The sequence below is a fragment of the Inquilinus ginsengisoli genome (genome assembly GCF_050434925.1).
In the GTDB taxonomy this organism is placed as follows: domain Bacteria; phylum Pseudomonadota; class Alphaproteobacteria; order DSM-16000; family Inquilinaceae; genus Inquilinus; species Inquilinus ginsengisoli_B.
The window spans coordinates 3,450,257-3,470,679 of record NZ_JBNDJK010000001.1 but is presented as its reverse complement, the minus strand read 5'-3'; the positions used below and the strand labels follow the sequence as shown (position 1 = coordinate 3,470,679).

At 71.4% G+C, this 20,423-nt stretch carries 21 protein-coding genes; 13 read left to right on the top strand and 8 right to left on the bottom strand.

Features of this window, described 5'->3' with window-relative positions; all coding sequences use genetic code 11:
• Position 1 precedes the first annotated feature (1 nt).
• The 5 genes from QFZ27_RS16510 to QFZ27_RS16490 all read right to left on the bottom strand — a co-directional run bounded on the left by QFZ27_RS16510 (position 2) and on the right by QFZ27_RS16490 (position 4,010).
• A complete protein-coding gene (locus QFZ27_RS16510; RefSeq protein WP_429227467.1) occupies positions 2–988 on the bottom strand; it encodes an FAD binding domain-containing protein in 987 nt (328 codons plus the stop codon).
• Between the two features lie 3 nt (positions 989–991).
• Positions 992–1,618, bottom strand: a complete 627-nt coding sequence (locus tag QFZ27_RS16505) for a 2Fe-2S iron-sulfur cluster-binding protein (RefSeq protein WP_429227466.1) — start codon at positions 1,616–1,618, stop codon at positions 992–994.
• A gap of 102 nt (positions 1,619–1,720) precedes the next feature.
• On the bottom strand, positions 1,721–2,599 hold the full coding sequence (locus QFZ27_RS16500) for a helix-turn-helix domain-containing protein (RefSeq protein WP_429227465.1): 879 nt from the start codon (positions 2,597–2,599) through the stop codon (positions 1,721–1,723).
• A gap of 95 nt (positions 2,600–2,694) precedes the next feature.
• A complete protein-coding gene (locus QFZ27_RS16495; RefSeq protein ID WP_429227464.1) occupies positions 2,695–3,252 on the bottom strand; it encodes a tetratricopeptide repeat protein in 558 nt (185 codons plus the stop codon).
• 194 nt (positions 3,253–3,446) lie between these two features.
• Complete coding sequence (locus tag QFZ27_RS16490; protein ID WP_429227463.1) at positions 3,447–4,010, bottom strand: tetratricopeptide repeat protein; 564 nt, start codon at positions 4,008–4,010, stop codon at positions 3,447–3,449.
• A 250-nt stretch (positions 4,011–4,260) separates the two neighbouring features.
• Between QFZ27_RS16490 and QFZ27_RS16485 the strand changes: the two genes are divergently transcribed.
• The 6 genes from QFZ27_RS16485 (at position 4,261) to QFZ27_RS16460 (ending at position 10,211) form a co-directional block, all read left to right on the top strand.
• Positions 4,261–6,219, top strand: coding sequence for a glycoside hydrolase family 15 protein (locus QFZ27_RS16485; RefSeq protein WP_429227462.1), 1,959 nt, complete (start codon positions 4,261–4,263; stop codon positions 6,217–6,219).
• A gap of 52 nt (positions 6,220–6,271) precedes the next feature.
• Entirely contained in the window at positions 6,272–7,555 is a 1,284-nt protein-coding gene (locus QFZ27_RS16480; RefSeq protein ID WP_429227461.1) for a glutamate-5-semialdehyde dehydrogenase, read from the top strand.
• 561 nt (positions 7,556–8,116) lie between these two features.
• On the top strand, positions 8,117–8,782 hold the full coding sequence (locus tag QFZ27_RS16475) for a nicotinate-nucleotide adenylyltransferase (RefSeq protein ID WP_429227460.1): 666 nt from the start codon (positions 8,117–8,119) through the stop codon (positions 8,780–8,782).
• Entirely contained in the window at positions 8,763–9,212 is a 450-nt protein-coding gene (gene rsfS / locus QFZ27_RS16470; RefSeq protein WP_306770139.1) for a ribosome silencing factor, read from the top strand. Before QFZ27_RS16475 ends, rsfS begins: the two co-directional genes overlap by 20 nt.
• Positions 9,213–9,228: 16 nt before the next feature.
• A complete protein-coding gene (rlmH, locus tag QFZ27_RS16465) occupies positions 9,229–9,687 on the top strand; it encodes a 23S rRNA (pseudouridine(1915)-N(3))-methyltransferase RlmH (RefSeq protein WP_429227459.1) in 459 nt (152 codons plus the stop codon).
• A gap of 107 nt (positions 9,688–9,794) precedes the next feature.
• Positions 9,795–10,211 (top strand): DUF2306 domain-containing protein, encoded by a 417-nt coding sequence (locus QFZ27_RS16460; RefSeq protein ID WP_429227458.1) that lies wholly within the window; start codon positions 9,795–9,797, stop codon positions 10,209–10,211.
• Between the two features lie 5 nt (positions 10,212–10,216).
• On the opposite strand, the gene QFZ27_RS16455 is transcribed toward QFZ27_RS16460, so the two are convergent.
• Together QFZ27_RS16455 and QFZ27_RS16450 are read right to left on the bottom strand one after the other, a co-directional pair.
• Positions 10,217–10,693 carry a hypothetical protein gene (locus QFZ27_RS16455; protein ID WP_429227457.1) on the bottom strand — a complete coding sequence of 159 codons (477 nt, stop codon included), beginning with the start codon at positions 10,691–10,693 and terminating at the stop codon, positions 10,217–10,219.
• Between the two features lie 28 nt (positions 10,694–10,721).
• Complete coding sequence (locus QFZ27_RS16450; RefSeq protein WP_429227456.1) at positions 10,722–11,123, bottom strand: hypothetical protein; 402 nt, start codon at positions 11,121–11,123, stop codon at positions 10,722–10,724.
• 92 nt (positions 11,124–11,215) lie between these two features.
• On the opposite strand from QFZ27_RS16450, the gene gpmI reads away from it, so the two are divergent.
• The 4 genes from gpmI (at position 11,216) to QFZ27_RS16430 (ending at position 15,438) form a co-directional block, all read left to right on the top strand.
• Positions 11,216–12,772 carry a 2,3-bisphosphoglycerate-independent phosphoglycerate mutase gene (gene gpmI, locus QFZ27_RS16445; protein ID WP_429227455.1) on the top strand — a complete coding sequence of 519 codons (1,557 nt, stop codon included), beginning with the start codon at positions 11,216–11,218 and terminating at the stop codon, positions 12,770–12,772.
• Between the two features lie 187 nt (positions 12,773–12,959).
• Positions 12,960–14,390 (top strand): S41 family peptidase, encoded by a 1,431-nt coding sequence (locus QFZ27_RS16440; protein WP_429227454.1) that lies wholly within the window; start codon positions 12,960–12,962, stop codon positions 14,388–14,390.
• An 11-nt stretch (positions 14,391–14,401) separates the two neighbouring features.
• A complete protein-coding gene (locus QFZ27_RS16435; RefSeq protein WP_429227453.1) occupies positions 14,402–14,896 on the top strand; it encodes an RNA pyrophosphohydrolase in 495 nt (164 codons plus the stop codon).
• Between the two features lie 8 nt (positions 14,897–14,904).
• Positions 14,905–15,438, top strand: coding sequence for a VOC family protein (locus QFZ27_RS16430; protein WP_429227452.1), 534 nt, complete (start codon positions 14,905–14,907; stop codon positions 15,436–15,438).
• 200 nt (positions 15,439–15,638) lie between these two features.
• On the opposite strand, the gene QFZ27_RS16425 is transcribed toward QFZ27_RS16430, so the two are convergent.
• Positions 15,639–17,858, bottom strand: a complete 2,220-nt coding sequence (locus tag QFZ27_RS16425; protein WP_429227451.1) for a primosomal protein N' — start codon at positions 17,856–17,858, stop codon at positions 15,639–15,641.
• Positions 17,859–17,937: 79 nt separating this feature from the next.
• Here QFZ27_RS16425 and fsa point away from each other — a divergent pair, with 79 nt between their 5' ends.
• The 3 genes from fsa to QFZ27_RS16410 are packed head-to-tail and all read left to right on the top strand — an operon-like array spanning position 17,938 to position 20,346.
• Positions 17,938–18,630 (top strand): fructose-6-phosphate aldolase, encoded by a 693-nt coding sequence (gene fsa, locus QFZ27_RS16420; protein ID WP_429227450.1) that lies wholly within the window; start codon positions 17,938–17,940, stop codon positions 18,628–18,630.
• A 10-nt stretch (positions 18,631–18,640) separates the two neighbouring features.
• On the top strand, positions 18,641–19,351 hold the full coding sequence (locus tag QFZ27_RS16415) for a DUF484 family protein (RefSeq protein ID WP_429227449.1): 711 nt from the start codon (positions 18,641–18,643) through the stop codon (positions 19,349–19,351).
• A gap of 50 nt (positions 19,352–19,401) precedes the next feature.
• Entirely contained in the window at positions 19,402–20,346 is a 945-nt protein-coding gene (locus QFZ27_RS16410) for a tyrosine recombinase XerC (RefSeq protein WP_429227448.1), read from the top strand.
• The last annotated feature ends 77 nt before the right edge of the window (positions 20,347–20,423 follow it).

Sequence of the window (20,423 nt, the reverse complement as noted above, 5' to 3'; positions counted from 1 at the left end):
CTCACGCGCGCTCGACGGCCGCGGCCAAGGTGTGCCGCAGCGTCCGTTGCGCCAGCTGGATCTTGAAGTCGTTGCCCGGCCGCCCTCGCGCATCGGCCAGGGCGGCTGCGGCGGCGGCGCGATAGCCGTCGTCCGCCGCGGCGGCGCCGGCCAGCGCGCGCTCCGCCTCCTCGGCGCGCCAGGGCCTCGGGGCCAGCCCGCCCAGAGCGATGCGGACGCTGCGGATGCGGCCGCCCTCGGCCTCGACGATGGCCGCGACCGAGACCAGGGCGAAGGCATAGGAAGCGCGATCCCGCACCTTGCGGTAGAGCTGCCGGCCCGGCGGCGACGGGGGCAGGACCACCGCCGTGATCATCTCGCCGGGGCCGAGCGTCGTCTCGACATCCGGAGTCGTGCCGGCTGGCCGGTGCAACTGGCCCACCGGGATCGCGCGGGTCCCGCCGCCGGGCCGGATGGTCTCCACCCGGGCATCGAGCGCGGCCAGGGCCACGGCCATGTCGGAGGGGTGGACGGCGATGCAGTCATTGCCCGCGCCGAGCACGGCGTGCATGCGGTTGAAGCCGTCCAGCGCGGCGCAGCCGGAGCCGGGGCTGCGCTTGTTGCAGGGCAGCGCCAGGTCCTGGAAATACGGGCAGCGGGTGCGCTGCAGCAGGTTGCCGCCGGTCGAGGCCTTGTTGCGGATCTGCCCCGACGCCCCGGCCAGCAGCGCCTGCGCCAGCACCGGGTAGCGCTGCCGCACCGCCGGGTCGGCGGCGAGGTCGCCGTTCCGCACCTGCGCCCCGATGCGCAGGCCGCCCTGCGGTGTCGGCTCGATCCGGTCCAGCGGCAACCGGCTGATGTCGACCAGATGGGTCGGCCGCTCGATTCCCAGCTTCATCAGGTCGAGCAGGTTGGTGCCGCCGGCGATGAAGCGGGCCCCGGGCCGGGCCGCCACCGCCGCGGCCGCCCCCTGCAGATCCATCGCGCGCTCATAGGTGAAGGGCTGCATCGCTCACGCCTCCCCCACGTCGCGGATCGCCGCGACGATGTTGGGATAGGCGGCGCAGCGGCAGATGTTGCCGCTCATGCGCTCGCGGATCTCGGCGTCGCTGAGCTCGGCGGTGGCGGCGACATCGGCGCCGGCGTGGCTCGGCCATCCGGCCGCGATCTCGTCCAGCATGCCGACGGCGGAGCAGATCTGCCCGGGCGTGCAGTAGCCGCACTGGAAGGCGTCGCGGGCGACGAAGGCGGCCTGCATCGGGTGCAGCGCCTCGTCCTGCGCCAGGCCTTCGATGGTGGTGATCTCGTCGCCCTCATGCATCACCGCCAGGGTCAGGCAGGCATTGATCCGCCGGCCGTTGACCAGCACGGTGCAGGCGCCGCACTGGCCGTGGTCGCAGCCCTTCTTCGACCCGGTGAGGCTGAGCGTGTTGCGCAGCGCGTCGAGCAGTGTCGTCCGCGTGTCCAGCTCGACCGCCCGCTCCTGCCCGTTGATCGACAGGCGCAGCGCCGCCGTCCGGATCGGCGCGGGCTGCTGCGCCGCGGCGGGCGCGGCGGCGGTGAAGATCAGGCTGGCCGCGGCACCGGCCTCCAGCACGGAACGGCGCGTCGGCCCGGTGTTGCCGTCAGCTGCGGCCATGGAGCATCCCCGTCTGCGGGACGAGACCGGAACCGGTCGTCGTCGATGTCGGGGAGGTGGGGGCGGCGCCCGCCTGCCGCTGTCAGGAAACCGGCCGGCCTGTCAGGATTCAGGAAGAATCCGCGCCCGGTGGTCTCGGGGGCTGATGCCGCGGAGGCGCCGGAAGGTGGCGGTGAAGTGGCTCTGGCTCGAAAAGCCGAGGCGGATGGCGATGGTCCCGATCGGCAGGGCGGCGTCGGCCAGCAGCGCTTCGGCCCGGCGGATCCGCTCCTCCAGCACGAAGGCATAGGGCGCCACACCGGTCGTGGCCTTGAAGCGGCGGGCGAAGCTATCCGTGCCCATGCCGGCGGCTTCGGCCATGCCGGTCAGCGAGATCTCGTCGGCGATGTGGGCGGCCACATGGTCCTGGACCCGCGCCAAAGCCCGGCGGCCGAGCCGCCCATGGCGCGATGGCGGCGGCGGGGCATGGTCCAGCGCCGCCAGCCGGTATCCCAGCAGGGCCAGCAGGTGCTCGACATAGGTGGCATCGGGCCGGCAGCCGAGCGCGATCTCGGCCTGCAGCGCCCCGATCAGTGTGCCGATCACGGCATCGCTGCGGTTCACCAGGATCGGCAGGTCGGCCAGGCGGCCGGCACGATCCCAGGCGGGGTCGATCCACAGGGCGGAATAGGAGAGATCGGCATCGCGATAGACGCCGGTCCGCTCGGCGCCGGCCGGGACGAAGGTGAAGACGCCCGGCCGGTCGGGACCGTCGAACAGGAGCCTGCCGTCCGCCTGGATGCGGGTGCCGGCGGTCCGGCCGGCATCGGTCACGACCAGGAGGTGCCGCGGCGCGGACCAGCGCATCTCGACCTCGCGGCACACCCAGCGCCGGTGGTCGAACAGCACCCTGGAGCCGAACCAGGAGGCTTGGTGCAGCTGGACCGTCGCGTCCTCGCAGGCCCGGAGCTGCCCGTCGCCGAAGATGGGGCGGATCGACATCGCGGCTGAACCTCCGGTGGCGGCGCGGATCGTCTCGATGTGGGGGCTGCCGCCGCCGATTTAACTGGTCACGTCGCATCGTCGCGCCGGCGGCGCTAAATCGGATCCCCGGCCTGGAGCTTCGTGAGCCGTTCGATCTGGGCGTGGGCGGTGGCCATCTGCGGGTCGATGACCAGGACCCGCCGATAGGCTTCGATCGCGCCGGGGATGTCGCCGAGCTTGATCCGGCACAAGCCGAGGCCGGACAGCGCGCCGAAATGGCGGGGCTCGCGCGCCAGGACCTGATCGATATCGGCGATCGAACCCTGAATGTTGCCGCGCAGATAGCGCACGGTGGCCCGCCGGTTCCAGCCCTCGGCATAGGCCGGGTCGCGCTCGATCACCGCGGAGAAGGCAGCCTCGGCCACGGCGTGATCGTCGCTGGCCATCGCGGTGTTGCCGCGCTCCAGCAGCCCCGGGACATCCGGGTCCTTGCCGTCATAGGCGAACCAGAGCTGCCAGATCTCGGTCTGCAGCGCCGGCTCGTCCTCAGGCGCCACCGTCTTCAGCCTGTCGAACAGCGCATCCAGCTGCGCCGCCCGGTCCTGAGCCACGGTCGGGCCGGCCAGGACGAACAGCAGCATCGGCAGCAGCAGGGCGAGGATGCGGCGCATGATATGGAGATCGGTCCGGCCCGGCCGCTCGGCAAGAGGCGAACCGGGTCAGAGCCCGTTTGAGAATGCGCTGGCGTGAGTCGGCTGGTGGTGGTTTCGAGAACCGGCGCGCAGCGGACGTTTGAGTCCGTGAGCACCGGAAGCGCAGAAGCCGCCATCAGACGGCCGCGCCAGTAGCATTATCAAGCGGGCTCTCAGAGCGGGTAGCCGGCGAGATACTTGCGCATCAGCGCCGCCTGGCTCTGCGCCGGGGCGTAGTGCGGATCCAGCGCCAGCACCCGTTCGAAGGCGTCCAGCGCGGCCTGGTGGTCGCCCTGCAGGATCCGGCACAGGCCGAGGCCGAACAGCGCCCCGAAATGCCGCGGCTCCAGCGCCAGGGTGCGGTCGATGTCGCGGACCGCGCCGTCGCAATCGCCGCGCAGGAAGCGCACCACCGCGCGGCGGTCCCAGCCTTCGGCGAAATCCGGCGCCCGCTCGACCACCGCGGTGAAGGCGGCTTCGGCCAGGGCATAGCCGCGCTGCTGCAGGGCAGAGTTGCCGCGCCGCAGCAGGTCCGGCACCAGCGGGTCGGCCCCTTCATAGGCCAGCCATTGGGTCCAGATCTGCCGCTCCAGCCGCTGCGCCTCCGCCGGATCTTCGGCGGTCCGGAGCTGGTCGAGGAGAGCGTCGAGACGAATCGGCGCATCAGCCGCCAAGAGGGGCCCGTACGGCGCCGCGAGAACGGCCACGATCAGGGCCAGGATGCGCAACGCCTTCATGATCAGAAGATTGGGGCCCGTTCCTGAGAAGACAACGTCAAAGATTGCAATAACCGAGAGGCGGCTGCGCGTCCGACGCAAGGAGTCGGGCCGCGCATTATTCGACATCGCGATCAGGGCCGCTATGGTGATCGGATCGATCGCAGCCGGCCCAGCGCGCGGCGTTCCGTCGCGGTGTAAGGTAACAGCGCAGCGGAACAAACCGGCCGTCTCCACCCTTCCCCGGCATGGCGACACAGCGGAGATCGACATGGCGTCACTGACAGGGCACCCGGACGCAGTCCCCACCCCGGACGCCGACGGCACCGAGGGACGGGCCACCGGCAAGCAGCCGCGGGTGCGCACCGAGGGGCGCTTCAAGGGCCCGGCCGGGCGGATCGAGGACTACGCCATCATCGGCAACTGCCGCACCACCGCGCTGGTCGGCCGCGACGGGTCGATCGACTGGCTGTGCCTGCCGCGCTTCGATTCCGACGCCGTCTTCGCCCGCCTGCTGGGCGACACCGAGAACGGCCACTGGCAGATCGCGCCGGAGAGCCACACCGCCGCCCGGACCCGCAGGCGCTACCGCGACAACACGCTGGTGCTGGAGACCGAGTTCGAGACCGAGGCCGGCACCGTCGCTCTGATCGACTTCATGCCCTTCCCGCACCGCGAGGACGAGATCTCGATCGTCCGCCTGGTCGAGGGCCGCAGCGGCAGCGTGCCGATGCGGATGGAGGCGGCATTCCGCTTCGACTACGGTCGTATCGTGCCCTGGGTGCGGCACCGGCCGGACGGCATCGTCGCCATCGCCGGGCCCGACGCGCTGCGCTTCCGGTCGCCGATCCCGCTGCATGGCGAATCGATGAAGACGGTCGGCGACTTCACGGTCGAGGCCGGCGACCGGCTGCCCTTCATCCTGACCTGGTATCCGTCGCACCTGCCGGAGCCCGGCGGCATCGACCCGTTCCGGTCGCTGACCGACACCGAGACCTGGTGGCACGGCTGGGCCCATCACTGCACCTATGACGGCCCTTACCGCGAGGCGGTGCTGCGCTCCGCCCTCACCCTCAAGGCGCTGACCTATGCGCCGACCGGCGGCATCGTCGCCGCCGCCACCACCTCGCTGCCCGAGGAGATCGGCGGCGAGCGCAACTGGGACTACCGCTACTGCTGGATCCGCGATGCGACCCTGACCCTCTACGCCCTGCTGGGCGCGGGCTTCACCGAGGAGGCGGCGTCCTGGCGCGACTGGCTGCGCCGGGCCGCGGCCGGGCGGCCGGAACAGCTGCAGATCATGTACGGGCTGGGCGGCGAGCGCCGGCTGACCGAGCTGGAGATCCCGTGGCTGGCCGGCTACGAGGGCAGCAAGCCGGTGCGGATCGGCAACGGCGCCCACGCCCAGCTGCAGCTCGACGTCTATGGCGAGCTGCTGGACGCCATCCATGTCGCCCGCAAGAAGCACCTGACCCACCCGCACGACGCCTGGCGGGTGCAGCGGGTGCTGCTCGGCTACCTCGAGAAGATCTGGGACAAGCCGGATGAGGGGCTGTGGGAGATCCGCGGGCCCCGGCGGCACTTCGTGCACAGCAAGGTGATGGCCTGGGTCGCCTTCGACCGCTCGATCAAGGCGGTCGAGCAGTTCGGGCTGGAGGGGCCGGTCAAGGCTTGGCGGGCGCTGCGCGACCGCATCCATGCCGAGATCTGCACCAAGGGCTTCTCGGAGAAGCGCAACAGCTTCACCCAGTCCTATGGGTCGGAGATGCTGGACGCGGCGCTGCTGCAGATCCCGATGGTGGGCTTCCTGCCGCCGGACGATCCGCGGGTGATCAGCACGGTCGAGGCGATCGAGCGCGAGCTGACCGTGGATGGCCTGGCCCGGCGCTACGAGACGGAGTCGGGCGTCGACGGCTTGGCCGGCGAGGAGGGCACCTTCCTGGTCTGCAGCTTCTGGCTGGCCGACGCTCTGGCCATGATCGGCGCCGTCGACCGCGCCACCGTGCTGTACGAGCGCTTGCTCGGCCTGGCCAACGATGTCGGCCTGCTGGCGGAGGAGTACGATCCGATCGCGCGGCGCCAGCTCGGCAACTTCCCGCAGGCCTTCAGCCATATCGGGGTGATCAACACCGCCCTCAACCTGGCCGAGTTCCGCGGCCCGGCCGAGGATCGCAGCCACAACGGCCATGGCACCGGCGGGCATGGCGCCCCTGCGGCCGAAGCGCAGTGAAACCGGCGGAACTCTGCGCTAGGCTGCGGCATCGACCCTGGAAGCCTGCACGATGACCGCCCTGTTCGACGCCGACACCGAGACCACCGCCGAGCTGATGCGCCGCCTGGGCGCCGCCGCGCGCAGCGCCGCCGCCGCGCTGGCGCTGGCGCCGCGACCGCAGAAGGATGCGGCGCTGGCGGCGGCGGCGACGGCGATCCGCGACGACCGCGACCTGATCCTGGCGGCCAATGCCGAGGATATGGCCGAGGCGCGGCGGAACGGCGTCGCCGGGTCCTTCCTCGACCGGCTGGCGCTGGACGAGACGCGGATCGAGGCGATCGCCCAGGGGCTGGAGGCGGTGGCCGCCCTGCCCGACCCGATCGGCACGGTGCTGGCCGACTGGACCCAGCCGAACGGTCTGCGCATCCAGCGGGTGCGGGTGCCGCTCGGCGTCATCGGCGTGATCTTCGAGAGCCGGCCCAACGTCACCGCCGACGCCGCCGCGCTGTGCCTCAAATCCGGCAATGCCTGCATCCTGCGCTGCGGCTCGGAAAGCTTCCGCAGCTCCACCGCCATCGCCGCCGCGGTCGGGCACGGGCTGAAGAAGGCCGGGTTGCCGCGCGGCGCCGTGCAGCTGGTGCCGACCCGCGACCGAGCCGCGGTCGGCGAGCTCTTGGGCCTGACCGAGTTCGTCGACGTGGTGATCCCGCGCGGCGGCAAGTCGCTGACCGCCCGGGTGGCGGCGGACAGCCGGATTCCGGTGCTGTGGCACCTGGACGGCATCTGTCACACCTATGTGCACGAGGCCGCCGACCCGGAGATGGCGCGGCGCGTCGTCTACAACGCCAAGATGCGGCGCACCGGCGTCTGCGGCGCGACCGAGACGCTGCTGATCGACCGCAGCGTCGCCGGGACGATGCTGCGGCCGATCCTCGACGACCTGATCGAGGCCGGCTGCGAGATCCGCGGCGACACCGTGGTCCAGGCGATCGACCCGCGCGTCGTCGCCGCCTCCGACGACGACTGGGACACCGAGTATCTCGACGCCATCCTGTCGGTGAAGACGGTGGACGGGCTGGACGCTGCGATCGAGCACGTCAACCTGCACGGCAGCCATCACACCGACGGCATCGTCACCGCCGACGAGGCTGCTACCGAGGCGTTCCTGGCCCGGGTCGACAGCGCCATCGTGCTGGTCAACGCCTCGACCCAGTTCGCCGATGGCGGCGAGTTCGGCATGGGCGCCGAGATCGGCATCGCCACCGGCCGGCTGCACGCCCGCGGCCCGGTCGGCACCGAGCAGCTGACGAGCTACAAATACCTCGTCCGCGGCACCGGCCAGACCCGGCCCTGACGGCCGGCGGGATCACCCTCGATTGCACCAGCCAGCAATGCCCTTGCCGTCCACTCTCCCCCTCCCCTTGCGGGAGGGGGCAGGGGGAGGGGTGTGCCGCCGCATGAACCGGCGGACGGTCGTCTTTGAACACCCGCAGATTTTGAAGCATCCGTCCGGCCTTCGAGAGCCCCCTCCTCCTACCCCCTCCCGCGGGGGCTATCGGATTCACACATCTCATCCGCACGCTGGCCGGGCTCTGTTCGTTGCCTCTCCCGCTTGCGGGAGAGGTCGGGCTCGCGCAGCGAGACCGGGTGAGGGCGGCTCGGCCGCGACACCAGGATCAGCGTTTCAGGATGGGGGGGATCATGCGCTCGCTCTTGGCAGAGCTGTGCTTTCGGGGAGGCCGCTATCCCCTCACCCGGACATCCTTCGGATGTCCGACCTCTCCCGCAAGCGGGAGAGGCAATCTGCTCGCATACCTGCGGTCGGTCTCACTGATCGATGTGTGGATGCCGTAGCCCGCGGGGGGAGAGGGCGGATGGATGATGCCACCGCCCATCTAGCAGGCGGGATCCGACCATGCTGACCCCGCCCAACCCCCGGCATGGCCGGATCTGGGACGGCTGCCGTGTCGGGCTGCTCGGCGGGTCGTTCAACCCGGCCCATGACGGGCACCGGCACATCAGCCTGGAGGCGATGAAGCGGCTGGGGCTGGACGCGGTGTGGTGGCTGGTGTCGCCGCAGAACCCGCTGAAGCCGTCCGCCGGCATGGCGCCCTTCGCCGAGCGGATCGACTCCGCCCGCCGCGCCGCCCGCCACCCGCGCATCGTCGTCACCGGGATCGAGACCGAGCTGGACACCCGCTACACCGCCGACACGCTGCGGGCGCTGACCGCCCGCTTCCCGCGGACCGAGTTCGTCTGGCTGATGGGCGCCGACAACCTGGCGCAGATCCGCCACTGGCAGCGCTGGACGAAAATCTTCGAGACCGTGCCGGTTGCCGTATACGACCGTCCTACCTATTCTCTAAGGGCGTTGTCGGGATTGGCGGCGCAGCGATTCGCGCGGGCGCGCATCGACCAGGATCACACCCGGGCATTGGCCGGAACGGCCGCACCGGCCTGGGTGTTCTTCCTGGCGAAGCGTCACCCGGCCTCGGCCACGGCGCTGAGGGCCGCGCGGCAGCTTCGCCCCGACCCCGCCGACGCCGCGGCGCATCAGCGCCGTGCCGCCGCACAACCATGAGGTGAACGCCATACGACCGAACACCGAGACGCCCCGGGCCGAAGCCGGGCGTCTGCCGCCGGGCCTCGCCGCCAGCCTTGCCCGGCCCCTGCTTGAGACTGCTCTGACGTCGCTCGACGACGACAAGGCCGAAGATCTGGTCGTGATCGACCTGACCGGCCGGTCCTCCATCGCCGACAGCCTGATCATCGCCACCGGCCGCTCCTCGCGCCAGGTCGCCGCCATGGCCGACCATCTGCTGGAGAAGCTGAAGCCGCTGGCCCCCGGCCCGGTCCAGGTCGAGGGTCAGGCGCGCGGCGATTGGGTGCTGATCGACGCCGGCGACGTGGTCGTCCATCTGTTCCGCCCCGAGGTGCGCGATTTCTACGCCCTCGAGAAGATGTGGGACGACGACGCGGAGCGGGTGACCCGCATCGCTGGCACGGCCTGATCCTGACGGTTCCCAGATGCGGCTGACCATTGCCGCGGTCGGCCGCTCCCGTCCGGGGCCGTTGCGCGATCTGTTCGACGACTATGCCGGCCGCTCCGCCTGGCCGCTGACCCTGCGCGAGGTCGAGGCCCGCAAGGCTCTGTCCGGCGCCGCGCTGAAGCGGGAAGAGGCTGCGCTGCTGCTGGCCGCGGTTCCGGCCGGTGCCGCCGTGGTGGCGCTGGACGAGCGCGGCCGCGACCTCGACAGCGCCGGCTTCGCCCGGCTGCTCGGCCGCTGGCGCGACGAGGGCCGCGCCGAGGCAGCCTTCCTGATCGGCGGCGCCGACGGCCATGAGGACGCCGTGCGCGACCGGGCCGATCTGCTGCTGTCCTTCGGCCGCCTGACCTGGCCGCACATGCTGGCCCGGACGATGCTGGCGGAGCAGATCTACCGCGCCCAGACCATCCTGAGCGGGCACCCGTACCATCGGGCTTAGGGAAGGCCCGGTCCCTTTGCTGTCATTGCCGGGCTTGACCCGGCAATCCAGAAGATGTCGACAGTCTCCGGATGCCCGGGTCAAGCCCGGGCATGACAAGAATGGGAATGGTCGTGTCGCTCGCGCCGCTGCTGGATGCCCCGCTCGTCATCCAGCTTCACGTCGCCGCGGTCTGCATCGCGGTCGTCCTGGCGCCGCTGCAGCTGATCCTGCCGAAGGGGACGCCGCGCCATCGCGCCATGGGCTGGATCTGGGTCGCGGCGCTCGTCGTCGGCTGCGTCAGCGCGCTCTTCATCCTGGACCGCCCGGTCCCGCCGCATATCGGGCCGGTGAGCTGGCTTCACCTCCTGGCCGTGCTCACTCTGGCCAGCCTGTGGCAGGCGGTCGGCGCCGCCCGGCGGCACGATGTCGAGCGGCACCGCCGGATCATGCGGAAGATCGCTTACTTCGCCCTCGGCATCCCGTTGATCGTCGCCTTCGCCGTTCCGGGGCGGATCATGTTCCGGGTCCTGTTCGGGCCTTGAGACCCTCAGCCCGTCGCCGCGAAGTTGCGGTAGGCGCCGATCAATTCCTCGACCGGGCCGGAGCGGCAGCCGCGCTGGCGGGCCAGGCTGGCGGCGTCGCGCTCATTCGCGGCGCGCCGGGAGCCGAGCTCCTGCCAGACCGCGGAGTCATTACCCGGAGCGCCCGAGGCGCCGGCGAGCTGCCCGGCCGCATCGGATTCGGCCTGAGACAGCACCGCGCCGAAGCGCTGCTCCTGCTGCGGGTCGAGCCGCACCCGGCAGGACCGCGCCGCGGCCTCGGCCCGGACCATGGCGTCGTAGCGCTGCAGGGCGTCGCCGGCATAGCCCGCCTGCTGCGGTACCCGCCCCGGCCCGGAATAGCTGGAATAGCCGAGGGTGCCGGAAGTGCCGGGGGAGCCGGGGTCGATATAGCCCTGCTCGTTGCAGCCCCCGAGGGCGAGAACCGCGACCACCGCGGCCGATCCGAGGCGCGTGATGCGCATCGCTTCCTCCGTCAAAATCTCTGGCAGGTCAGGCCTGACCTGCGGACAAACGTTCGGCCAAGCCGATCAGGTCCATGATCTGCGGATCGGTGCAGCCGCGCGCTGCGACCGCATCGCGCACCACCCGTTCCTGCTGCGTGCGACGGGACGCGATGTCGCCCAGCACCTCCGGATCGGTCGGCACCGTGTCCTCCCGCTTGGCCAGCGCCTCGGTCGCCTGGCGCTGGGCCTCGATCAGGGCGTCGGCCAGCCGGCTCTCCCGTCCCTCCTCCAGCGCCGCGCCGCAGACATAGCGCGCGGCATTGGCCCGCAGCGCCGCCTGCCAGCGGTCGACCGGATCCTTGGTGTCATAGGCTGCGCCGACCACGGGACCGGCACAGCCGGCGAGCAGCAGGGCCGCGGGGAGCCATCGGGTGCCGAACCTTGCCATGCCGCCTCCGTTCCGGGCCACCGGGGCGAAACGCCCTTGTGCCGGCGGCGCCAATCGATACATGAAGGGCGGATTCCGCGAAAGGACATGCGATGAGCGCAGCGACCCCACCCCGTCCAGACGCCCCTCGGCCCGTCGTCCTCTGCGTCCTCGACGGCTGGGGCTGGCGCGAGGAGGAGGCGGACAACGCCGTGCGCCTGGCCGACACGCCGAATTTCGACCGGCTGTGGGCCGCGGAGCCGCACGCCTTCCTGCAGGCCAGCGAGGAGGCCGTTGGCCTGCCGCATGGCCAGATCGGCAATTCCGAGGTCGGGCACATGAATCTCGGCGCCGGCCGGGTGGTGTTCCAGGACCTGCAGATGATCTTCAACGCCATCGCCGACGGCTCGCTGGCCAAGGCCAAGGCGCTGCGCAAGCATATCGATGCGCTGAAGGCCTCCGACGGCACCTGCCACCTGATGGGCCTGCTGTCGCCCGGCGGCGTGCACGCGCATCAGGACCAGATCGCGGCGCTCGCCAGGATCGTCGCCGAAGCCGGCGTGCCGGTCGCGGTCCACGCCTATACCGACGGGCGCGACACTCCACCCCGCGCCGGCGCCGATTATCTGCGCCGCTTCCTGAAGGACATCGACGGGCTGCCGAACGCCCGCGTCGCCACGGTCGACGGCCGCTACTACGCCATGGACCGCGACAAGCGCTGGGAGCGGGTGGAGAAGGCCTATCGCGCCGTCGCCGAGGCCAGGGGCGAGGCGGCGCCGGACCCGGTCGCCGCGGTCGAGGCGGCCTACAAGGCCGACACCGGCGACGAGTTCATCCTGCCGAGCGTGATCGGCTTCTATGCCGGCATGAAGGACGGCGACGGCGTGCTGTGCGCCAATTTCCGCGCCGACCGGGTGCGCGAGATCCTGCAGGCGCTGCTGGACCCGGCCTTCGACGGCTTCGCCCGCACCCCGATCCGCTTCGCCGATGCCTGCGGCCTGGTCGAGTATTCCGACCTGCTGAATGGCTTCATGTCGGCGATCTTCCCGCCGAAATCGATCGACAAGGGCCTGGGCGAGGTGGTGGCGGAGGCCGGCAAGACCCAGCTGCGCGCCGCCGAGACCGAGAAATACCCGCACGTCACCTTCTTCTTCAACGGCGGCGAGGAGACGCAATTCCCCGGCGAGGACCGCATCATGGTGCCCTCGCCCAAGGTTGCGACCTACGACCTGCAGCCGGAGATGTCGGCGCCGGAGGTGTGCGAGAAGCTGGTGGCGGCCATCGACAGCGGCAAATACGACCTGGTGGTGGTCAACTTCGCCAACCCGGACATGGTCGGCCACACCGGCATCCTGGAAGCTGCGATCAAGGCGTGCGAGACGGTCGACACCTGCCTCGGCAAGGTCGAGGCCGCGGTCCGGCGCCAGGGCGGCGCCATGCTCGTCACCGCCGACCACGGCAACGCCGAGCTGATGCGCGATCCCACCACCGGCGGACCGCACACCGCGCACACGCTGAACAAGGTGCCGGTGCTCCTGGTCAACGCGCCGGGACCGAGGCGCGCGCTGCACGACGGCAAGCTGGCCGATGTGGCACCGACCCTGCTGCAGCTGATGGAGCTGGCGCAGCCGGAGCAGATGACCGGGCGCAGCCTCATCGACGCCGCCTGACCGACACAATCAGGCGGCATGGTGACGCGAAACCGTAAATATGGACGTCAGGTAACTTGATCCCGCCGAAACCCGGCAGATATCATCGACGGGCGTCCACCCTGGCCAGCCGCCCCTCCGTTCCGGAGACGGCCGGTCGGCCGATTGACTCGAGCGCCTGGCGACCTGGCCGCCAGCGAGGGCAAGCATGAAGAAGCACCTGAGCGCCGTCGCCATCGGGGCCCTGATGGGCCTGGCCTTCGTCGGCGGGCATACCTTGACCTTCGAAGGCTGGGCGCAGGACAAGGCGCCCGATAAGGCCGCGACGAGCAACGACTCCACCGACACCTACAAGCAGCTCGACCTGTTCGGCGAGGTGTTCGAGCGGGTGCGCGCGGAATATGTCGAGCAGGTCAGCGACAAGCAGCTGATCGAGGCCGCGATCAACGGCATGCTGACCTCGCTGGATCCGCACTCCAACTTCCTGAACTCGGACGAGTTCCAGGACATGCAGTCCCAGACCCGCGGCAGCTTCGGCGGCCTCGGCATCGAGGTGACGATGGAGAACGGGGTGGTGAAGGTGGTGTCGCCGATTGACGACACCCCCGCCGCCAAGGCCGGGGTCCAGGCCGGCGACCTGATCATCGCCATCGACGGCAAGCCGATCGTCAATATGAGCCTCAACGAGGCGGTCGATAAGATGCGCGGCCCGGTGGGCAGCAACATCGTCATCACCGTCCGCCGCGGCGACCAGGAGCCCTTCGACCTGACCCTGGCGCGCGCCACCATCCCGGTGGAATCGGTGCGCTGGCGGACCGAGGGCGACGTCGGCTACATCCGCATTACTAGCTTCACCGAGCGCACCGAGGACGGGCTGAAGCGCGGCATCGCCGACATCAAGAAGAAGCTCGGCGACAAGCTGCAGGGCTATGTCCTGGACCTGCGCAACGACCCGGGCGGCCTGCTGGACCAGGCGATCGCCGTGTCCGACGCCTTCCTCGACAAGGGCGAGATCGTCTCGACCCGGTCGCGCAAGGCCGACCAGGCGCAGCGCTACAACGCCACCCCGGGCGACCTGGCCGACGGCCTGCCGCTGGTGGTGCTGATCAATGGCGGCTCGGCCTCGGCGTCGGAGATCGTGGCCGGCGCGCTGCAGGACCACCACCGCGCCGTGCTGATGGGGACGCAGAGCTTCGGCAAGGGCTCGGTCCAGACCATCATCCCGCTGCCGGGCCATGGCGCGATGCGGCTGACCACGGCGCGCTACTACACCCCGTCCGGCCGGTCGATACAGCAGCTCGGCATCACCCCGGACATCGAGGTGCAGCAGGCCCGGATCGAGGAGATCGCGCAGATGCGCGGCTACCGCGAGGCCGACCTGAAGGGCGCGCTGAACAACGACAACAAGCAGACGGCGCCGGCCGAGGGCGGCACCGAGGAGAAGGCCCCGACGCCGCCGCCGGCCGGCGGTGGCGCCCAGACCGACAAGCCCGCCACCCCGGGCCAGGACAAGGCGGCGTCGCCGCCGACCGACGGCGCGGCCGACGCGAACAAGCCCGCGGATGTCGACTACCAGCTGTCGCGGGCGCTCGACCTGCTGCGCGGCCTGGCGCTGTTCCAGAAGGGACAGGCGGGCTAGGCCGCCGCACCATGCCGATGCCGGACAAGCCGAGGGACTCCCTGCCCTACCGGCCCTGCGTCGGCATCATGCTGCTCGACCGCGACGGCCGCGTCTTCGTGGCGCGCCGTCGCGACACGCCCGACGGCTGGCAGATGCCGCAGGGCGGCATCGACAAGGGCGAGACGGTGCGCCAGGCCGCCTTCCGCGAGCTGAAGGAGGAGATCGGCACCGATCGCGCCGAGTTCCTGGCCGAGGCGCCGGAGGCGACCCGCTACGACCTGCCCGACCACCTGGTCGGCAAGGTCTGGGGCGGCCGCTACCGCGGCCAGGAGCAGCGCTGGGTGGCGCTGCGCTTCCTGGGCGAGGACAGCGACATCGACATCGAGACCGAGCACCCGGAGTTCGACGCCTGGCGCTGGTCGGCGCCGGACCGGGTGCTGGCCGAGATCGTGCCGTTCAAGCGCGACGTCTACGCCACCGTCCTGGCCGCCTTCGCCCAGCTTTTGGGGCGGCCAGGCAACTAGGACGGCGGATGGCCATCCTCGCCCTGCACCATGTCAACCTGACCTTCCCGGCCGAGCTGGAGGCCGAGACGGTGCGCTTCTATGTCGAGACGCTGGGTCTGGAGCTGCTGTCGAAGCCGCAGGGCCGGCGCAGCCAGGGCGCCTGGCTGCGGGTCGGCAGCGCCGAGATCCACCTGTCGCCGGACGCGCCCGGCCGGGCCGAGCAGCTGGCGGCGGACCGCCATCTCTGCCTCATCGTCACCGACCTGGAATCGGCCGAGGCCCGGCTGCGCACCGCCGGGGCGCCGATCGAGCACGACCCGCGGCCGCCGGTCAACTACCGCCGCCTGTTCACCCGCGACCCGGCGGGCAACCGGCTGGAGCTGAGCGAACTGCCGATCGAGACTGCCACTCATGGATCGGAGGACGAGTCGTCCAGCGATGCGAGGGAGGAGCCCCTAGCGGATCGGATCGCGCGGATCGCTGCCACCGTCGCCGCGGAAGCAGGACCGGGCGGGCGCGTCATGACCAAGGACGAGATCTACGAGATGTGGGGCCATTGATGAGCCCCACCCACGCCCGCATAAGCCGGGCGACCAAGTGACCGGCGTCGATGTTCGCCAAGACTTGTAAATGCTAATTCGTCATGGCGAGCCCCGAAGGGGCGTGGCCATCCAGCGGCCCGATTTCTGGATGGCCACGGCGCTGCGCGCCTCGCCATGACGGAGAGTTAAAGGGGCCTGCTTCACTCTGCTGGCCACACTCATAGAAAACTGTACGGGTCGATGTCGACCTGCACCCGCACCGTGCCGGGCACCTGGACCCGCGACACCCACTCCGCCACCAGCGGCTGCACCGTGATCCGCCGGTCCGCCTTCAGCAGCAGGCGGCGGCGGTGGCGGCCGCGCAGCATCGCCAACGGCGCGTCGGCCGGCCCCAGCACCATCAGCCCGTCGCCCTGCGGCGCCGCCCGGCCGAGATCCTGCGACACCCGATCGACCGCGCCGCGGTCGGGGCCGGAGACGATCAGCGCCACCAGCTTGCCGTAGGGCGGCAGGCCGCGCGACCGCCGCGCCTCCGCCTCCGACGCCAGGAAGCCGTCGCGGTCGTCGACCACCAGGGTCTGCATCACCGGGTGGTCGGGCATGAAGCTCTGCAGCAGCACCCGTCCCGGCTTCTCTCCCCGCCCCGCCCGGCCGCCGACCTGGTGCAGCAGCTGCCAGGTCCGCTCCGCCGCCCGCAGGTCGCCGCCGGCGAGGCCGAGGTCGGCGTCGACCACCCCGACCAGGGTCAGGCCCGGGAAGTTGTGTCCCTTGGCCAGGATCTGGGTGCCGATCAGCAGGTTGACCGCGCCGCTGTCGAGATCCGCCGTCAGGTCGGCGATCGCCTGGGGGCCGGAGAAGGTGTCGGAGGCGACGATCTGCCAGCGCGCCTCCGGCAGCGTCGCGTCGACCTCCTCGGCGATCCGCTCAACCCCCGGGCCGCAGGCGGCGAAGCTGCCCTCGGTGTGGCAGGACGGGCAGGCCTTGGGCAGCGGCGCGCGGTGGCCGCAATGGTGGCATTCCAGCCGCCCGGCCAGGCGATGCTCGACCAGCCAGGCGGTGCAGTGCGGGCATTCCAAGCGGTGGCCGCAGTGCCGGCACAGGGTCAGGGGCGCATAGCCGCGGCGATTGAGGAACAGCATCGCCTGGTCCCCCGCCGCCAGCGTCTCCACCACCGCCTCGCGCAGGGTCGGCGACAGGAAGCGGCCGCGCGGCGGCGATTCGCGGCGCATGTCGATCGCGCTCACCGCCGGCAGCCGCGCCGCGCCGTGCCGCGACGGCAGCTCCAGCGCGGCGTAGCGCCCGGCCTCGACATTGGCCAGCGTCTCCAGCGACGGCGTGGCCGAGGCCAGCACCACCGGAAAGCCGCCGAGATGGCCGCGCAGCACCGCCATGTCGCGGGCCTGGTAGACGACGCCGTCCTCCTGCTTGAAGGCGCTCTCATGCTCCTCATCGACCACGATCAGGCCGAGATCGGGATAGGGCAGGAACAGGGCCGAGCGGGCGCCGACCACGACGCGCGCCTCGCCGAACGCCACGGCCCGCCAGTTGCGCCGGCGCTGGGGCGGGCCCAGCTCGGAATGCCATTCGGTCGGCCGGACGCCGAAGCGGGCGGCGAAGCGGTCGAGCCAATGCGCCGACAGCGCGATCTCCGGCAGCAGCACCAGCACCTGCCTTCCGGCCGCCAGCGCCGCCGCCACCGCTTCGAAATAGACCTCGGTCTTGCCCGAGCCGGTGACGCCGTCAAGCAGCGTAGTCGAATAGCCGCCATCGGCGACCGCATCGATCAGCCGGTCCGCCGCCTCGCGCTGAGCCTCGCCCAGCACCGCCCGCGGCCGGGCGAGGTCCGGCTGCGGCACCGGGTCGAAGCCGGGCAGCAGCACTGTCTCCAGAAGCCCGGCCTCGGCCATCCCCTTGATCACGCCGGAGCCGCAGCCGGCCTCACGCGCCAGCTCGGCCGGCAGCCGCGGCGGCCCGTCCTCCAGCACCGCCAGCACCCGCCGCCGGGCGGCGCTGAGCTTGGCGCCTTCGGGCGGCAGGTCCGCGCGGCGATAGGCCGTGATCGGCTTCGGCGGCTCCAGCGCCCCGGTCGAGGACAGGGTCATGCGCAGCACCGCGCCGGGGGGCGACAGGGTGTAGCGGGCGACCCGATCGATGAAGCTGCGCGCCACCTCCGGCAGCGGCGGCAGGTCGAAGCGGTGCAGCACCGGCTTCAGCCGGGCCAGGGCGACCTTGCCGGTGCCCGGGCCCCAGACCACACCGATCCGCCGCAGCCGGCCGAGCGGCACCTCGACATAGCTGCCGGGCGCAAGATCCAGGCCCTCCGGCACCGCGTAATCGTAAGCTTCTGCCAGCGGCAGCGGCAGCAGCACCCGGACCGTGGCGATCGAGCCACTCTCCTCCTCGATCGGCGTCGCTGCTGTGGCCTCGGACTCCGCCATCGGCTAGACTTGCCCCCGCGGGCCGACACCGGTGCCGCGCATCGGCCCGAAGCGACCGCTGGCCATTGGAACGAGGCCCATGAAGTTCTTCATCGATACCGCCGACTTCAACGAAATCCGTGACCTGGCCTCCACCGGCCTGGTCGATGGGGTGACCACCAACCCCTCCCTGATCGCCAAGTCCGGGGCCAAGTTCCTGGACCTGATCCCGCAGATCTGCGAGGTGGTGAAGGGGCCGGTCTCGGCCGAGGTCGCCGCGACCGACTTCGACACCATGATGGCCGAGGGCCGCAAGCTGTCCAAGATCGCGAAGAACATCGCGGTCAAGGTGCCGCTGACGCCCGCCGGGCTCAAGGTCTGCCGCACCTTGTCCGACGCCGGCACCATGGTCAACGTCACGCTGTGCTTCTCGGCCGGCCAGGCGCTGCTCGCCGCCAAGGCGGGCGCCACCTTCATCTCGCCCTTCGTCGGCCGGCTCGACGACGTCGGCGAGGACGGCATGGCGCTGATCGCCGACATCGTCCAGATCTATCGTCAGTATCCGGATATCAAGACCCAGGTGCTGGTCGCCTCGATCCGCGGCCCGCGGCATGTGATCGAGGCCGCGAAGCTGGGCGCCCATGTCGGCACCCTGCCGCCGGCGGCGCTGCGCTCGCTGTTCAGCCACCCGCTGACCGACAAGGGCCTGTCCGCCTTCGTCGCCGACTGGGCGAAGACCGGCCAGAGCATCCTCGACGAGCAGGAGCTCGCCGCCGTCAAGAAGACGGCGTGAGGGCGGGCCGTTGGCACAGGAAGTGAAGCAGCCGGACGCCCCCACCCTTACCGCGGCGGACATCTCGGCTTGGCTGCTGGCTCATCCGGACTTCCTGGTCCAGCACCCGGATCTGCTGGGCCGCCTCGCCCTGCCGCCGCGCGACCGCGGCGACGGGGTGATCGACCTGCAGGGCTTCCAGGCCGAAAGGCTGCGCGGCCAGGTCGACCGGCTGAAGGAGCAGCAGCGCGCCTTCATCGGCGCCAGCCGCGCCAACCACAACACCCAGAACCGGGTGCATGCCGCGATCCTGTTCCTGCTGGATGCGGAGAGCTTCGAGCAGCTGATCCACACGGTGTCGACCGACCTCGCGGTCTTGCTCGACCTCGACGTGGTCACGCTGCTGGTCGAGGCGACGGAGGGCGAGGAATCGCCGCCGCACAGCGCCGAGGTCCGCATCGTCGGCCCCGGCGAGGTCGGCCGCCGCCTGGGCGGGCAGGAGCTGATGCTCGAATCGGACATCGCCGGCGAGGAGGCGCTGTTCGGCGCCGGCGCCGGGCTGGTGCGCAGCCAGGCGCTGGTCCGCCTGAACGTGTCGCCGGAGGTGCCGCCCTGCGTCCTGGCCCTCGGCAGCCGCGACCCGGAGATGTTCCATCCCGGCATGCGGACCGAGCTGGTCGGCTTCCTCGGCCGGGTGCTGGAGCGCTGCATCCGCTCCTGGCTGACCCCCGGGCAGGACTAGGACCGGTGGACGGGCCGGACGAGACGACGGCCATTCCCTCACCAGACTCGATGGCCGGCTGGCCGGCGGCGGCGGATCTGCGCGACGCCGCCGGCCGCTGGCGGGTCTGGCTGGAGGATGAGAAGCGGGTGTCGCCGCACACGCTGCGCGCCTATCTCGGCGATGTCGGCCGCTTCGTCGGCTTCCTGGCCGACCATCTCGGCCGGCCGCCCAGCCTGAACGACCTGTCCGCCGCCGCCCTGTCCGACCTGCGCGCCTTCCAGTCGCGGCGGGCCGCCGGTGGGGCCGGCGCCGCCACCCGGGCGCGCGGCCTGTCCGGCGTCCGCAACTTCCTGGCCCATCTCGACCGCGCCGGGGTGCTGCACAACGCGGCGATCGGATCCCTGCGGAACCCCAAGCTGCCGAAGCGCCTGCCCCGGCCGCTGGCCGTGACCGACGCGCTGGCCGCGGTCGACACCATCGAGACGCTGGCCATCGAGGAATGGATCGGCCTGCGCGACCGCGCCCTCCTCTTCCTGCTGTATGGCTGCGGCCTGCGCCTGGGCGAAGCGCTGGGACTGACCCGGCGAGAGGCGCCGCAAGGCGACACGCTGGTGGTCACCGGCAAGGGCCGCAAGCAGCGCATGGTGCCGGTGCTGCCGGCGGTGCGCGAGGCGGTCGACGCCTACCTCGCCGCCTGCCCCTACCCGCTCGCCGCCACCGGTCCGCTGTTCGTGGGCGCCCGCGGCGGCCCGCTGAACCCTCGGCTGGCCCAGCGACAGATGGAGCAACTTCGCGCCGTGCTGGGCCTGCCCGATTCGGCGACGCCGCACGCCCTCAGGCACAGCTTCGCCACCCATCTCCTGGCCGGCGGCGGCGACCTGCGCACGATCCAGGAGCTCTTGGGCCATGCCGCCCTGTCGACCACCCAGCGCTACACCGGGATCGACACCGAGCGGCTGATGACCGTCTATGCCGACGCCCATCCGCGCGCCCGGCGCACGGCCGGGAGCTGAGCCAGCACCCCGCCGGCGGCCCCAGGGACGTTGACGGCGCGCGCCCGGCCTCGGCAGAGTCGACCGGGGGAAAGCGA

What these genes read in the sequence shown, in the direction of transcription:
- QFZ27_RS16510 (WP_429227467.1), bottom strand. Translation starts at nt 988, where the DNA reads ATGCAGCCCTTCACCTATGAGCGCGCGATGGATCTGCAGGGGGCGGCC.
- QFZ27_RS16505 (WP_429227466.1), bottom strand. Translation starts at nt 1,618, where the DNA reads ATGGCCGCAGCTGACGGCAACACCGGGCCGACGCGCCGTTCCGTGCTG.
- QFZ27_RS16500 (WP_429227465.1), bottom strand. Translation starts at nt 2,599, where the DNA reads ATGTCGATCCGCCCCATCTTCGGCGACGGGCAGCTCCGGGCCTGCGAG.
- QFZ27_RS16495 (WP_429227464.1), bottom strand. Translation starts at nt 3,252, where the DNA reads ATGCGCCGCATCCTCGCCCTGCTGCTGCCGATGCTGCTGTTCGTCCTG.
- QFZ27_RS16490 (WP_429227463.1), bottom strand. Translation starts at nt 4,010, where the DNA reads ATGAAGGCGTTGCGCATCCTGGCCCTGATCGTGGCCGTTCTCGCGGCG.
- QFZ27_RS16485 (WP_429227462.1), top strand. Translation starts at nt 4,261, where the DNA reads ATGGCGTCACTGACAGGGCACCCGGACGCAGTCCCCACCCCGGACGCC.
- QFZ27_RS16480 (WP_429227461.1), top strand. Translation starts at nt 6,272, where the DNA reads ATGACCGCCCTGTTCGACGCCGACACCGAGACCACCGCCGAGCTGATG.
- QFZ27_RS16475 (WP_429227460.1), top strand. Translation starts at nt 8,117, where the DNA reads ATGCTGACCCCGCCCAACCCCCGGCATGGCCGGATCTGGGACGGCTGC.
- rlmH (WP_429227459.1), top strand. Translation starts at nt 9,229, where the DNA reads ATGCGGCTGACCATTGCCGCGGTCGGCCGCTCCCGTCCGGGGCCGTTG.
- QFZ27_RS16460 (WP_429227458.1), top strand. Translation starts at nt 9,795, where the DNA reads ATGGTCGTGTCGCTCGCGCCGCTGCTGGATGCCCCGCTCGTCATCCAG.
- QFZ27_RS16455 (WP_429227457.1), bottom strand. Translation starts at nt 10,693, where the DNA reads ATGCGCATCACGCGCCTCGGATCGGCCGCGGTGGTCGCGGTTCTCGCC.
- QFZ27_RS16450 (WP_429227456.1), bottom strand. Translation starts at nt 11,123, where the DNA reads ATGGCAAGGTTCGGCACCCGATGGCTCCCCGCGGCCCTGCTGCTCGCC.
- gpmI (WP_429227455.1), top strand. Translation starts at nt 11,216, where the DNA reads ATGAGCGCAGCGACCCCACCCCGTCCAGACGCCCCTCGGCCCGTCGTC.
- QFZ27_RS16440 (WP_429227454.1), top strand. Translation starts at nt 12,960, where the DNA reads ATGAAGAAGCACCTGAGCGCCGTCGCCATCGGGGCCCTGATGGGCCTG.
- QFZ27_RS16435 (WP_429227453.1), top strand. Translation starts at nt 14,402, where the DNA reads ATGCCGATGCCGGACAAGCCGAGGGACTCCCTGCCCTACCGGCCCTGC.
- QFZ27_RS16430 (WP_429227452.1), top strand. Translation starts at nt 14,905, where the DNA reads ATGGCCATCCTCGCCCTGCACCATGTCAACCTGACCTTCCCGGCCGAG.
- QFZ27_RS16425 (WP_429227451.1), bottom strand. Translation starts at nt 17,858, where the DNA reads ATGGCGGAGTCCGAGGCCACAGCAGCGACGCCGATCGAGGAGGAGAGT.
- fsa (WP_429227450.1), top strand. Translation starts at nt 17,938, where the DNA reads ATGAAGTTCTTCATCGATACCGCCGACTTCAACGAAATCCGTGACCTG.
- QFZ27_RS16410 (WP_429227448.1), top strand. Translation starts at nt 19,402, where the DNA reads ATGGCCGGCTGGCCGGCGGCGGCGGATCTGCGCGACGCCGCCGGCCGC.